Origin of the sequence: Bradyrhizobium yuanmingense, assembly GCF_900094575.1 — a bacterium.
In the GTDB taxonomy this organism is placed as follows: Bacteria; Pseudomonadota; Alphaproteobacteria; order Rhizobiales; family Xanthobacteraceae; genus Bradyrhizobium; species Bradyrhizobium yuanmingense.
Window position 1 is genome coordinate 1 of record NZ_FMAE01000042.1, and the last position, 12,401, is coordinate 12,401.

15 protein-coding genes and 2 pseudogenes are annotated in these 12,401 nt (G+C 58.9%); 2 read left to right on the forward strand and 15 right to left on the reverse strand.

Annotated elements, in window-relative coordinates:
- On the reverse strand, window positions 1–263 hold a 263-nt coding region (locus GA0061099_RS37580), incomplete at its 3' end, for a transposase (RefSeq protein ID WP_208604922.1).
- Between the two features lie 90 nt (window positions 264–353).
- On the opposite strand from GA0061099_RS37580, the gene GA0061099_RS37585 reads away from it, so the two are divergent.
- Window positions 354–923, forward strand: coding sequence for a tyrosine-type recombinase/integrase (locus tag GA0061099_RS37585; protein WP_244621068.1), 570 nt, complete (start codon window positions 354–356; stop codon window positions 921–923).
- 129 nt (window positions 924–1,052) lie between these two features.
- Here GA0061099_RS37585 and tnpA read toward each other — a convergent pair whose 3' ends face one another.
- The 13 genes and pseudogenes from tnpA to GA0061099_RS40815 form a co-directional block, all read right to left on the reverse strand.
- Window positions 1,053–1,505, reverse strand: a complete 453-nt coding sequence (gene tnpA, locus GA0061099_RS37590) for an IS66-like element accessory protein TnpA (protein ID WP_083235178.1) — start codon at window positions 1,503–1,505, stop codon at window positions 1,053–1,055.
- Window positions 1,506–1,825: 320 nt separating this feature from the next.
- A complete protein-coding gene (locus GA0061099_RS37595; protein WP_158644926.1) occupies window positions 1,826–2,044 on the reverse strand; it encodes an EscF/YscF/HrpA family type III secretion system needle major subunit in 219 nt (72 codons plus the stop codon).
- A 15-nt stretch (window positions 2,045–2,059) separates the two neighbouring features.
- Complete coding sequence (locus tag GA0061099_RS37600; protein WP_158644927.1) at window positions 2,060–2,284, reverse strand: EscE/YscE/SsaE family type III secretion system needle protein co-chaperone; 225 nt, start codon at window positions 2,282–2,284, stop codon at window positions 2,060–2,062.
- Window positions 2,285–2,298: 14 nt separating this feature from the next.
- Window positions 2,299–3,654 (reverse strand): FHA domain-containing protein, encoded by a 1,356-nt coding sequence (locus GA0061099_RS37605; protein ID WP_074448578.1) that lies wholly within the window; start codon window positions 3,652–3,654, stop codon window positions 2,299–2,301.
- A 5-nt stretch (window positions 3,655–3,659) separates the two neighbouring features.
- Window positions 3,660–5,756, reverse strand: coding sequence for a type III secretion system export apparatus subunit SctV (gene sctV / locus GA0061099_RS37610; protein WP_074448579.1), 2,097 nt, complete (start codon window positions 5,754–5,756; stop codon window positions 3,660–3,662).
- A 355-nt stretch (window positions 5,757–6,111) separates the two neighbouring features.
- Entirely contained in the window at window positions 6,112–6,639 is a 528-nt protein-coding gene (gene sctO / locus GA0061099_RS37615; RefSeq protein ID WP_074448580.1) for a type III secretion system stalk subunit SctO, read from the reverse strand.
- Window positions 6,627–8,000, reverse strand: coding sequence for a type III secretion system ATPase SctN (gene sctN / locus GA0061099_RS37620; protein ID WP_083235181.1), 1,374 nt, complete (start codon window positions 7,998–8,000; stop codon window positions 6,627–6,629). Before sctN ends, sctO begins: the two co-directional genes overlap by 13 nt.
- The gene (locus tag GA0061099_RS37625; protein ID WP_074448581.1) at window positions 8,000–8,623 is read right to left on the reverse strand and encodes a FliH/SctL family protein; all 624 of its coding nucleotides are present in this window, start codon (window positions 8,621–8,623) and stop codon (window positions 8,000–8,002) included. Before GA0061099_RS37625 ends, sctN begins: the two co-directional genes overlap by 1 nt.
- Complete coding sequence (locus GA0061099_RS37630; RefSeq protein ID WP_141697788.1) at window positions 8,602–9,231, reverse strand: hypothetical protein; 630 nt, start codon at window positions 9,229–9,231, stop codon at window positions 8,602–8,604. Before GA0061099_RS37630 ends, GA0061099_RS37625 begins: the two co-directional genes overlap by 22 nt.
- Before the next feature lie 91 nt (window positions 9,232–9,322).
- On the reverse strand, window positions 9,323–10,108 hold the full coding sequence (sctJ, locus tag GA0061099_RS37635; RefSeq protein ID WP_083235180.1) for a type III secretion system inner membrane ring lipoprotein SctJ: 786 nt from the start codon (window positions 10,106–10,108) through the stop codon (window positions 9,323–9,325).
- Window positions 10,105–10,536, reverse strand: a complete 432-nt coding sequence (locus tag GA0061099_RS37640) for an EscI/YscI/HrpB family type III secretion system inner rod protein (RefSeq protein WP_158644928.1) — start codon at window positions 10,534–10,536, stop codon at window positions 10,105–10,107. The genes sctJ and GA0061099_RS37640 overlap by 4 nt, the downstream gene beginning before the upstream one ends.
- Window positions 10,502–10,780 carry a hypothetical protein gene (locus GA0061099_RS40810; RefSeq protein ID WP_141697790.1) on the reverse strand — a complete coding sequence of 93 codons (279 nt, stop codon included), beginning with the start codon at window positions 10,778–10,780 and terminating at the stop codon, window positions 10,502–10,504. Before GA0061099_RS40810 ends, GA0061099_RS37640 begins: the two co-directional genes overlap by 35 nt.
- A 628-nt stretch (window positions 10,781–11,408) precedes the next feature.
- Window positions 11,409–11,871, reverse strand: a pseudogene (locus tag GA0061099_RS40815) (ISNCY family transposase); the annotation flags it as partial.
- Here GA0061099_RS40815 and GA0061099_RS37650 point away from each other — a divergent pair.
- Window positions 11,861–12,305 (forward strand): annotated as a pseudogene (locus GA0061099_RS37650) (IS630 family transposase); the annotation flags it as partial. The pseudogenes GA0061099_RS40815 and GA0061099_RS37650 sit on opposite strands and share 11 nt — an antisense overlap.
- On the opposite strand, the gene GA0061099_RS41925 reads toward GA0061099_RS37650, so the two are convergent.
- A partial coding sequence (locus GA0061099_RS41925) for a hypothetical protein (RefSeq protein ID WP_206752589.1) occupies window positions 12,210–12,401 on the reverse strand: 192 nt, incomplete at its 5' end. The pseudogene GA0061099_RS37650 and the gene GA0061099_RS41925 overlap by 96 nt on opposite strands.

The following is a 12,401-nucleotide window of genomic DNA, read 5'->3' on the forward strand; positions in this document are numbered from 1 at the left end:
AAGGTTTGCCGCCGTAGCTTCGGAACCTTCAGATTGACGTCGCCCGCCTTGGTCTGCAGCGTTCGCTCGTAGCTGCCTGCCCGCGTGTCCTGCCGCGCCGGGCTGCGCTCATACCGCCCAGCACCGCACAGCTGGTCCGCTTCGGCCTCCAGCATCGCGTTCAGTGTCTCTTCCACTGTCCCGCGGACCATCTCGCCCAGGTGATCTCGAATCCGGGCCTCATCAATTTGGATCACCTGACCCATGGCATTCCCATCGTTCATTCAAAGCTCCTTCATTCTAGAAGAAGCCGTCAATCCTGAAAGTGCGAAAGAATCTGTACGTTATCTGTGTCCGGCATCCGTGATCGAGCCATGCTGCATCTGGCCTTCGCCGCAGGCATGCGCGTGTCGGAGCTCGTCGGCCTCCGGCTCGATCAGATCGACGGCCAGACCATGTCCAGCGTGCACATCATGGGTAAGGGCCGTCGTGAACGTGTCTTGCCGCTCTGGAAACAAACGGCTGCAGCTGTGAAGGCTTGGCTCAAAGTGCGCCCAGTCACCGACGCTCCTGAGCTGTTCTTCAACGCCCGTGCTCAGGCGATGACCCGCTCCGGCTTTGAATACATCCTGACCAAGCATGTCGCCGCCGCCGCTCGCAAGGCGCCGTCGATCGCCGGCAAAGGCGTCAGTCCGCACGTACTGCGCCATACCTGCGCCATGCATACGCTTCAGGCGACTCGCGACGTCCGGAAAGTCTCGCTATGGCTCGGACACGCCAGCCTGCAAAGCACCGAGGTCTACCTTCGCGCCGATCCGACAGAGAAGCTCGAAGCGCTCGCCGCCATGTCGCCGCCGATGCTGACGCCCGGTCGATTCCGGGCGCCCGACAAGCTCCTGGCCATGCTGAATGTGGCCGGACGCAAGCCGAATTATGCGGAGTGAAACAGGCGAGAAGACCGCGGCGGGAACCAACTTCCCGCCGCACACTCCGCATAATCGTGGGCTCCGCATAATTGCGGAAGTCGACCGGCTTGGTTGCCACCATCACCCGGACAGTTCCGGACGGGCCGATCACCGGCTTGCCTTCAGCGCATGGAGGATGGCCGCAATCATCGCCACGTCCGCGCCTCGGCCGACCCGGATCGTGACGCCTTCGGCTTCGATCTCGATGCACCCGGCATCGCAACGGCGAGCCCCGACATCCGGCTTGGCCTTACGTCGCGCTGTCTTGCGCTCATGGCCAGCAACCGCGACTGGTGCCATGGCGTCTACCACCGCCGGTACAAACTGCGGATCGTCCGCCATCGGCGCCGGCTGCCGGCGTGCTTGCCGGCGCCAGGTGGACACTTGTTGTGGGGTCAGCCCGTGTCGCCGGGCAATCTCGGAAACGACGGCGCCTGCGACCAGCGTCTCCTCGACAATCCGGGCCTTGTCGTCCTTGGAGAACCAACCACGGCGTCCCGTCTTCGTGATCACTTCCAGCCGGCGCGCCGTCAAGTCCGACTTAAGCGTATGGTCAAGCATAGACACAAGCCGATCCCTTCAAAGAGATCGTGAAACTCGCCTATCCCATGTGCCGTGAGAAGGTGGGAGCGGAACGGCGCTTAGTCTCTACGTCATTCGGGAGGCTGAGATCGGGCGGTGTCATTGACCCGACCAGAGCACATTTTGCCCCGGTTCTCTTGCCCATTCAGATCGCTGATTCACTTCGCCGCGGTGCTTTTACCCAACAATCGACGGCGGCTGATATCGCTCGGTCGGTTCAAGCCTGATCAGGATATGCGGACTCGCCTATCAGCCCGGATATCGTGCCGGCACCGAACGACCAAACCTACCGATGAAGATCAGGCAATATTTCGGATGATACCATTGAGTGCGTCGTGAACCGCCTTGATGATGGTGGAGTTCAAGTTCAAAAGCGTCGTGTGCTTGCTCATTGAGAGCTGAAACCGAAGCTGATCCATGGTGTCGTCCGGGTTCATGGTGGCCATATTTTCTCTCACATTGCGTTCCGATTGACCGACGGATCGACCGATAGAGTTGGTTATGCTGCCGAAATCCATGTCATTCCTCATTACTCAGCGGACGATTTCGCGATGATGCCGTATCCACGTAGCATCAACGACGTCTGTCGCGCAATCTATCGCATCGAGCAGCGCCTGCAGGGCTTCGAATTGCCCCGGTGTGACGCCGCTATCAATCTGACCTTTTATAGACTGCCTCCAATCCTTGAGGTCTCTATTGATGGCAGCTCTGTTAGAGCCATCAACATCATTTAGCAACTGCTTCTCCAGCTCAAGCACGATGGAATCCCCACTCACTCTTGATCTTCCTCCGTTAACCACTCTAGCTTGCCTGGATAGAGCATGTGCACGTTCGTTTGTCCGACATGCACGACGAGCCCATCATGGTGGATGGCAGTAATTTTACCAATGCGATCCATGCTGTCCCCAACTTTCAACTGCGCTCCGTTTTCAACGACGACGAAGGGTGTGCGGCCCAGGTGCACACCTCTCACCACAGGCAATACGATCAGCTCGCACCGCGACTCGAGCCGGATATAGGGCTTGAATTTTTCCTCGAACCGAGCAGCAATGTCCCTCCACTCATCGTATGTAGCCGAGATCAACGCTCCAGAAACGGATACGACATCGGGCCTAGCGGTGATGCGGATGGACCGGCGGAGTTCGGCGGATGCCGTAGCCAGCAGAAAGGCGCGGGCGCGATCCAGTGTTGCCACTTGATCATTGGTCTTATGCACGCCAGGGATGTCCTGCTGCAGACGACGAAGGGCTGCCTTTACTTTGGCATCGCTCCGACCGTAGCCTATCACGGTGAGTTCCCCTGCACCTTCCACTCGAACGCTACCGTCGATATCAAAAGCGTGTAGGATTGTACCTGCGAGGTCAAACAGCCTTGCATGAGATAACGTGGTGCCGTCTAGTCGCTTTGCTGTGACGTCAGCACCTATCCTAATGTCTTGCCAGCCAGTCTGGCTCTTACTGGTATTCTCTCCAGCCTCCAAGTCGATTACCAACTTGCTAGCAGTCAATGGCATATTGACCTTGGGTGCAGGATTAACCGTATCTGTCTCGGTCGGGCGAGGGTCCGGAGCGGTGGAAAGACCCCAAGACTGAAGCCTCTCCAGCCGTGTCCAAGCAATACATATTGCGATCAGGAGACCACAAACCATTATTCCCAGCCACAATCGCCGCGGTATCGAGCTCACCGGGAAACGCGTTCGTCGGCTGTGTAGGGCCAACAACTCTGTCACATCTGAATACAGCTTGCTTGCATTCAACCCTTGATGCTCGAGGAAGGAGTCCTCATCGGAAAAGCCGAGCCCGAACGGGCCCAGGCTAAAGACCGTGCGGCCAACGCGAACCGGAGTGAAAGAATTAAGAATCATCGGGCTGTTTATGGCGCATTCACTGCCGTCGATAATCACGCCCGATGCGAACGCCGTGATCCAGACTTCCTCTGACTCGACCGCAATGCGAATATGCGAACCGGCCAGTTCCGGCTCGCCGAAGGTGAGGTCATCCGTATCATGGCTACCGATAAGCCACGTTCCCTCGCCCAGCCATGTCTCCGCGCCCAAATTTGGCCCGGACAGCACGCGCAAAGTGAGCTTGGCCTGTTCACCGGTCAAAACATTCTTTTCCGTTGGCATGTTCGTCACTGCAGCGCAATCCGCGCCAAGGGCTGGATGGAGATATCAGGAGTAAGCTCCTGATAGGAGAGCACCGGGAGCTCGTGCAAGTCGACCTCGACAAGCTTGCGGACGTATCGGCGGATATCGATCGAGGTGAGTAGCACGGGCTTGCAAGGCAATGACTCAGGGCTGCTGGCGGCATCTTTTATCGAAACCACGATCTGCTGCGTGGTCCGCGGATCGAGAGCGAGGTAGCTTCCGGCAGACGTCTGCCGAATTGCCTTGCGCACTGTGTCCTCTACCTCCTGCGTCAAAATGACGGCCGGCAACAGATTCGTACCAGCACAATGCTGAAAGCAGATCTGCCTCTTGAGCGCGCCACGCACATACTCGGTTAGCAGGACCGTATCCTTCTCATTTTGTCCCCATTGGACCAATGCATTGAGGATAGCGCGCATATTTCGCAGGCAAACCTGCTCCGAAACGAGCCGTTTAAGTACCTCCGCGATCTTCTGTAGAGGGACAAGGCGCAGCGCCTCCTTTACGAGTTCCGGAAAGGATACCTCCGCCTGTTTCAAAAGCGCTTTCGTTTCCTGGATGCCGATGAACTCATCGGCGTGCCGCCGCACGATTTGACCAACATGAAAGGAGAGAATCTGGGGTGATTCCAGATACGGGATGCCCGCCGCTCGCAGCGACTCGAGATGTGCGACATCAACCCAGACGGTCTCGATCTGAGGCAAAAAGGGTGGCTCTTCCACGACACATGGAATGTCCACCATTTCGAGGCGCTCGGGAGTGTCACGCGCCAGAATATGTTGAGGTCGCAAGCGACCCGAACCGTATGGAACTTCATTCAACCTGATAATATATTCGCCCTTGTTACAATCATTGCTTATTCCGATATTGATCACTGGAACCGGAATGCCGAGCTCGAGCATCAGCGCCTGCTGCGTCGCTACCAACGCTTTATCAAGCACGTCCGGCTGGATCATGGTCTGGATATCGCGGTCAATGTCGATCATCAGCGGTACAGTAAGCATGATGCCACTGCTGCCAGCCTTGTTTGCCTCAGAGGCTTCAGTCGAACTCATCGACAGCGCTCCCCCGCTGAGTGGCTGACCATGCGGGTCAGTGCGCAATAGCTGGCCACGACGCTGCAGCAGCCAGCCGGCCCCACCCACCGCTGCCGCCAAAACTATAAAAATCGATGTCGGAAAACCGGGCACAAGGGAGAACAGGACGAGCATGAACGCTCCAACCATGAGTGCACGTGGTTGCGCACTCAGTTCATTGCCGATTGCATTGCCGAGGTCTGTGCTGTTGTCTTCGGAGCTTACTCTCGTGACAATGAATCCTGCCGTGATCGAAGTGAACAGCGCCGGAATCTGACCGACGAGGCCATCGCCAATGGTCAAGGTCGTATAGACTTCAAGCGCCTCTGAGAATCCCATCCCCCGTTGCAGTGAACCAATCGTGATCCCGCCAATGATGTTCACGATAATGCTGATTAGGCCCGCGATCGCGTCTCCTTTGAGGAACTTCATGGCGCCGTCCATGGCGCCGTACAACTGACTTTCGCGCTCTATGGCAACACGGCGCCTACGCGCCTCGCGCATGTCGATGCTGCCAGCTCGCAAGTCGCCATCGACGCTCATCTGCTTTCCCGGCATGGAATCCAGAGAAAAACGTGCAGCGACTTCGGCAACGCGCTCTGATCCTTTGGTGATGACGACAAATTGCACAATTGTCATAATCAAGAAGGTGACCGCGCCTACCACGAGATTACCAGCTACGACAAAGTTACCGAACGTCTTGATGATCTGGCCAGCATCCGCGTGAAGCAGGATGGTGCGAGTTGCCGCAATACCTAGCGCCAGACGAAACAGCGTTGCCAGCAAAAGCACCGATGGAAATGAGACGAATGCGAGTGGCGATTTGATGTAGACCGCCACCATCAGCAGGAGGGCTGCAATTCCCAGATTGACCGCCTGCAGCACATCCATAAGCACTGACGGAAGCGGAATAATCATCATGAAAACGATCGTGATCAGCAACGTCACCAAAACAACGTCGTTGCGGCCCGTCGCAATAGTCAGGAGTTTGTCAAATGACTTCATCTGATCAACCTAGCGCGACTTGCCCGGTAAATTGCCAGTCGATAGCCAGAGGCGCGGCACGCCGCTGACGATGGCTCGCTCCGGTCCCGAGACAGATTGCCGGCTCGCCTTCATCAAACCCTCCAGAGTAGCAAATTTGAACAGGCGCCACCGATTAGCTACGTCCAAAGCCAACTCGCCCAGGGACGTTCATGTTTTCTCGACAGTTTGTCGGACGCCCGCAGTCTTTGGCCTAGACGACAGGCACACGCGATCGTGCCAGCGGACGGTCTGCAGAGCGTATCCACCAGCCTAACCGCACGATCTGCATCGACGTAACCCGCAGGATTCGATGCACCATGGATGAGAGCGGCCACTACACCGACCAAATCCAACATCCCTGAAAGTCTTCGAGCTCCAAGGCCGCGCCTGCTCGCGACGTGGCCACAGCGGCCCCTCCATCGCAAACCTGCTCTGGCCTCGCCATCGCGGCATCGCGCAAAGCGCGCGCCAGATGTTCGCATTTATCGAATTGCTTGCCGGTTTGACGCACGATGTTGCATGCCTCGTCACGTGCCTGCCGCGCCTGATCGGCTTCCGCGACTGCCGTCTGAATGTCTTTTTCGAGCTGTTGATCGTGATCATGCAGAGAGGTTATCTTTGCCTTCATACCGAGAAGAGCGCCGAGAGCGACGGTGTCTCCGATCATGGAATCATACAGGCCAGCTTCAAGCCGAAGACGCTTTCGCCGCCAAGCGCGGTGATTTTCGGCGGCGGTCTCCACCGCAGCGGCAGCGCTCTCAAGAGCCAGCTGTCGCGCCCGGAGAATATCTTGCTGACGCTGATGTCGCAGTTTCCGCAGCTCCAGGAGACGGGGTACGGCGTCCGAGATCATCCCACGCATGTTTCAAGGTCCTGGAGCGTGGCTTCGAACTCAATCAGCTCACTTGTCGATTGGCGCAGGAAGCGTTGTATTTCGTCCCTTCTGGCGATCGCCTCATCCGCGAGTGCGTCGGTTCCATTCTTGTATTCACCCACCCGAATCAAGAGTTCGACCTCCTGGTATTTCGCCATCAACTCCCGCAGTCTCCGCGCCATGCGTTCATGCTGCGGAGCCACGATCATGCTCATGACGCGGCTGACGCTCGCAAGAATGTCGATGGCAGGATAGTGGTTCGACATAGCCAGGGTACGCGAGAGCACAATGTGGCCATCAAGGATCGACCGCGTTTCGTCGGCGACGGGTTCAGTCATGTCATCTCCCTCGACAAGCACGGTGTAGAAGGCCGTGATCGACCCACGCGCATTGTTGCCCGCACGTTCCAAAAGCTGCGGCAGTGTCGCGAACACTGATGGCGGGAAACCATGCCGGGTCGGTGGCTCACCCGCTGCGAGGCCGATCTCCCTGTGCGCCCGCGCAAAACGCGTCAGCGAATCCATGAGAAGCAGCACGCGTTTGCCTTGATCGCGAAACCATTCAGCTATTCCCGTGGCCACATAGGCCGCCTTGGCACGCTCCATGGCGGGTCGGTCGGACGTCGCGATAACAAAAACTGCTTTGGTTCGTGATCCCGAGCCGAGCTGCGTGATGAACTCTTGCACCTCCCGTCCGCGCTCGCCGATCAGTGCTATCACCGCGACGTCAACCTCAGCGCCCCGTATGAGCATCGACAGCAGTGTACTTTTGCCTGCGCCTGCAGCCGCAAAGATACCGACGCGTTGCCCTTCCCCGCACGTCAGCAGGGCATCGATCGCCCGGACACCGACCGGAAGAACCTGATCTATGCTACGCCGGGTCAGCGGATCCGGTGCGCTGCCATGAACCGGCACGTGGGCCTCTGCGATCATGGGCCCATGAGTGGTTGCATCGAGTGGCCGGCCAAGGCCATCAAGTACCCGACCGAGTAAGTTCCAGCCCACCGGCACCAGCAGGGCCTCTCTCGTTGGAATCACTTCCGTGAGGGTAGAAAGTCCCCGCATTTCCCCGAGCGGCGTCAGAACGGCAACATCGCGCTGAACACCGACGACCTCGGCGGTCAGTTCACGGCTATTTTTGGGATCGCGGAGCTCGCACAAATCCCCGATACGCACCCCAGGAGCCGTCGCACGGATGATTGTTCCAACGACCTGAAGGACACGACCACGGACATTCATCGTTGGCGTTTGCTCAACCGCCCTGCTCGCGAGCCGGAAAAGCCGATCGATGCTTTCATGCGAACAACCCGCGGGATCTACCGCCGTTGACGGCTCGGCTGGCTCCGACATCACTTCGACGCCTCCAGGCTTTTGCGAAGACCACCTTCAATCAACGTGAGCTGGCTCTCGATCGTCGCGTCGACCAATCCGGCATCGGTCTCGAGAATACACCCGGCATCATTGATCCGCGGATCAGAAATAACTTCGACGACTGCGCGCGACGTGACCGCCGAGACTATTTCGTCGACCCGCCCGCGAACCGTCTCGACCAGCGACGGTGCCACTCGCAGCCGAACGACAGGGCTGTGGCCCACGACGCGCAGACCTTGCAGCGCGATCTGCACTGCGGCATCGCCTGGCACCGTCGTGTCGATGATCCGGCGGGCGATCTGCAGACCGAGGTCCACGATCCGTTCCTTGTTTTGCTCCATGACCCGCAGCGACGCTGCCGCGATTGCGGCTAAGCGTTGCTGAATTGTCACCTGCGCTTCCTTGAGCCCGGCTTCTCTGGCGGCCGCTTCAATCCTGCTTGCGGACGCGCGCGCTTCGTCAACAAGCGCCTCTGCATCGCGCTGCGCCTGGGTCAGGAGTTGCTCGGCCTGCAGGAGTGCCTGCGCGCTTGCCGCCGGCAAGATTTGCCCTGGTCCGAGAACACTGATCGTCTCGGACGTTAATCGAACCAGCGCGACCATAAGGCCATCCTGTTGCGGACCAACCGCCGCATCGCATGAAAGGCGTCCTCTCCAGCACTGTCGTTACGACAGGCGTTGGCCACCAAGGTCCAGATCGAGCCAGGGCTGCGCAATCTCAGTCGTACCTGCAGTGCATCCGGGATGCAGCCCATTGCGAGGCCGAACATTACAGCTCCGCAGTGGAGCAATTCAGCAGGCCCGTTCGGCAGCTCGGAAGCGCCGATAGCCGACATCAGGGCGGCGGTCGGTCGTGGCAGCAGCGCGGCTTGGAAAGCGAACGCGAAGGCGTCTTCTCCGAGGACGGAACGTGCTGCAACGACATCAGCGCTGCGAAGCTGACTGACAAGACTGGGCGCGCCGGTCCACGCCGCGGCAAGGCACATGAGCCGTACGGCGTCCGAAACCGGCAAAAATGCGAGCCGGGTCCGCGGCGCTTGGCCAGCGGAGATGATGACCGACGCCTCCCTATCTTGATCGCGAAGCAGCTGACTTCCAAGTCTCATACGGATGAACGAATCTGTCCGTGCAGACTCCCGCGGCAGCCATTCGGGCCAATCCTTGACTATAGCGTCATCGAAGTCGGCCGCCGGATCGGCGATGCAGCGCATCATCCCTCCCGCCCACGGCCTGTGAAGCCAGTTATCCGAAATTTCTACCGATCCTGTCGCGATCATCGCGGGATTGCTCGCTTGCATTGATCTATGGCGCGGCAGGATTTGTTATGTGGCTCACTCGCTTGCGCCACGCCAGAAAGGCAAACACTGCATTGCAGATTAGCGATATCACCAGCCCAATCACGAGTCCGACCAGGAGATAGAGCGGAGCGCTGGCCTCGGCGGCGACGGGAGGCGCATCAAGTGCCGGCAAGCCGCTATCGCTTTGAGTTGCCTCGACGAGCGTAACCGAGACCCCGTCGTAAGATACGCCCTTCAAGCTATTTGCGACCAACTCCTTGATCTTCGGTACGATCTGGTCAACGGCAGTACCAGCCTTATAGCGGACCAACACCGCAGCAGTTGAGGGAGCAGGTGGGACGCGATCGTCGATCGTATTTTCGGGCAGGACGGCATGGACGCGGGCACTGAATACGCCATCGATCCTGGAGAGCGTCTCCGACAATTCCTGCGTCGTGCCATGGATAAATCGCACACGCTCCTCCATTGGCGATGACAACATACCCTCTTTCTTGAAGAGAGCGCCCAAGTCGGCAAGCCGATCGCGAGGCAATCCGGCGCGATCCAGTATACTCATGGCACGCGGCACGTCTTTCGTCGAAAGAATCAGGGAGGCTGCCCCGTTATGCTCGGCCACGCGCTCGGCATCAATGCCGTGCCGCATCAGCAACGCGAGCATTTCGTTGGCGTCATGTGCCGGAAGATTGCGATAAAGCTCGATCTTTGGTCCGCAGCCCATCAAGGCGAACGTCGCCAAAAGAATCAACCCGCGCTTCAACGCCAACATCACGCTCGCATAACGGTTGTTCACTGGCTCTTCAGGAGAGTATCAAGGCTTTGCACGGCCTTCCCAACCACTTTCGACGCGATATCGTATTGCAGCATCATCGCTGACAGGGTGGATTGCGCGTTCAGCCACTCAGTCGAACTGAACCCGCCGGAAGCAAATCTTTCCGCGACCCCGGCCGCGACGTTCGCGGCATCGCCGAAAGAGGCGCTTAGTTTGTCCATTCCACTAAGGATATCGTCAGCGACCCGGACGCGACCAATCAGCCCCTCGTCCGCCAGGGCAAGGCTAGCGCCCCCTGCAAGATCATTATTCGCTGATGACGGCACCGGCCGATCGAGTGCCGCACGAAAGGCCTCGACCGAGTCACTCGGCGCCCTTGACGCCGCCGGCCGCCCGCGCGCCGGCGACACGGCCTCAAGTAGCGCCACGACCCCATTCACACCGCTCATTGACTGAACCTCCTGCATGCACTTTCGCTGCACCACCTAACGCCGCAACAAGTCCATCGAGCGCCAGATCGTCGCGAGGAAGACGCCGAAGCACAGCATCCCGCTCGCTCAAGCGGCCAACAACCCCAAGCGCCAGCGCCTGAAATGCCATGCCATAGGGATCATTCGCACAGGCAAGAGGATCGAGGCGCGCCAGCGCGGCCTCAACGTCGTTTGCCGCCAGGTCGACGAGCACGCGAGCCATGACGGCCTCCCTACAGCCCGGGGCGATAACATCGATTCCCCTCGCAATCCGCCTCGCGCGCTCCACGTCGTTTTTAACGCAGGCCAGAAACGCAACCTCGGTCAGGCACCGCAGGAGGCGGCGTCGACTTTCCGGCGTGGCAAACGGGACCAAATCAGACATATCGACGAATAGTCCCTATACCGCTTTAAACCAGCCTCATCCGCTAGAATGCAATGGGGCCCTCACCGGAGAGTTGCACTTCCTGCGGGCTGCTTTGGCTACACTTCTGATGCGGCTGAGCTCGTGATAAGCATCCGGATGAAGCTCTGTTTTGCAGCATTTCGTCGCTCACGATTGACTGTGTGAGTGGTTCTAGTCCGCGGCACGACCGAGTGGAAATACCGTCCGCAGATGGAAGCATAGGGAATGTATATGGAACGCAACTCCGGGCCAAACGGAAGGCCGCGCAAGCAAGGAGTAAGGCGAAGGACAGGGCGGACAACGCCGACTGACCACCTGCTCGCAAATGTCGCGTTCGATCGGTTGCCTCATTTATTTTGCTCCCGGCTTGGTTGAGGAGGAGGCCGGGTGCGGAGATGGCCAGGGTTTCGGGGCGCCCGGCCTCCTCCGTTGGGCGCCTGGCACGTCATTGGGGTGTTGTGGCCTCATACCCCGGAAGCGTTGCCTCCGTAGGAACGAACAGTAACGCGTTCGCTTGCTCGCTGCGCCAGGATTTGAGCCGACGTTGAAGCGTTCGAGGAAGCTTGTTCGGATAGGCTCCAGGATATTCGACCTGCAACCGGGAGAGCAGTTCGCCGCCAGTCCGCCAGGCGTCGACTTCAAACCATTCTCGCAAACCTGGCATGCCCTGATGAGCGGGTCGGGAGGCGCCGGCCTGTCTTCGCTTTCACGACTGGCCGATCCCGTCGGTCGCATAGCTCCGTCATTCCAGGGGGTTCGTAGACTTGCCAGAAAGAGATCGATCGATTTCGATGCCGCAACAGGGTTGACGATTGGCTGGGTATCCCGAGCGCCGCGAGGCGTTCCTGCGCGCCGCGGATATCGCGCAACAACGCGACCGGGTCGAGAGCGGCATAGTTCCTGCGCAGCCACAAGATTGACCTCGCGGCTCGCAAGTCCTGGTGAGAGAGCAACGACCGAACTTTACGGCCAAAGCCGCCGATGTCGTGGCCTTTACGTCGCCCCGCCAGCGAAGGCTATTGTGCTATGCGTGGACGAGAAGCCCTCGATCCAGGCCTTGGAGCGAGCGCAAGCTATCTGAAGTTGCCCAATGGCCGCTCCCTGACCGGCCAGAGCCACGATTACAAGCGGCATGGCACGACAACATTTGTTCGCGGCGCTCGAAGTCGCCACCGGAAAGATCATCGCTACCCATTGAAAACGCCGTCGCCGTGTCGAGTTTCTCGTTTTCATGAACAGCGTCATCTCAGCCTTTCCAGGCCGAAAGCTTCACGTCGTCCTCGACAACCTCAACACTCACAAGAAGAATGAGGATTGGCTCAAGGCCCATCCCAATGTGCAATGAGCTATGGCGGAATCTGGGTGATGACGGTGTGAGGAAGGCGGCGTATCGAGGCGGGTGACGAGCCTGCCAGAACCTCTTGAGGAGAGCGATACG

Excerpts from the sequence above, each read along its gene's own strand:
- GA0061099_RS37640 (WP_158644928.1), bottom strand. The coding sequence starts at position 10,536 with ATGAGCGGTGTGAATGGGGTCGTGGCGCTACTTGAGGCCGTGTCGCCG.
- GA0061099_RS37595 (WP_158644926.1), bottom strand. The coding sequence starts at position 2,044 with ATGGATTTCGGCAGCATAACCAACTCTATCGGTCGATCCGTCGGTCAA.
- GA0061099_RS37630 (WP_141697788.1), bottom strand. The coding sequence starts at position 9,231 with ATGCGCTGCATCGCCGATCCGGCGGCCGACTTCGATGACGCTATAGTC.
- sctV (WP_074448579.1), bottom strand. The coding sequence starts at position 5,756 with ATGAAGTCATTTGACAAACTCCTGACTATTGCGACGGGCCGCAACGAC.
- GA0061099_RS40810 (WP_141697790.1), bottom strand. The coding sequence starts at position 10,780 with ATGGCTCGCGTGCTCGTCGACCTGGCGGCAAACGACGTTGAGGCCGCG.
- sctO (WP_074448580.1), bottom strand. The coding sequence starts at position 6,639 with ATGCGTGGGATGATCTCGGACGCCGTACCCCGTCTCCTGGAGCTGCGG.
- tnpA (WP_083235178.1), bottom strand. The coding sequence starts at position 1,505 with ATGCTTGACCATACGCTTAAGTCGGACTTGACGGCGCGCCGGCTGGAA.
- GA0061099_RS37605 (WP_074448578.1), bottom strand. The coding sequence starts at position 3,654 with ATGCCAACGGAAAAGAATGTTTTGACCGGTGAACAGGCCAAGCTCACT.
- GA0061099_RS37625 (WP_074448581.1), bottom strand. The coding sequence starts at position 8,623 with ATGGTCGCGCTGGTTCGATTAACGTCCGAGACGATCAGTGTTCTCGGA.
- GA0061099_RS37585 (WP_244621068.1), top strand. The coding sequence starts at position 354 with ATGCTGCATCTGGCCTTCGCCGCAGGCATGCGCGTGTCGGAGCTCGTC.
- sctN (WP_083235181.1), bottom strand. The coding sequence starts at position 8,000 with ATGTCGGAGCCAGCCGAGCCGTCAACGGCGGTAGATCCCGCGGGTTGT.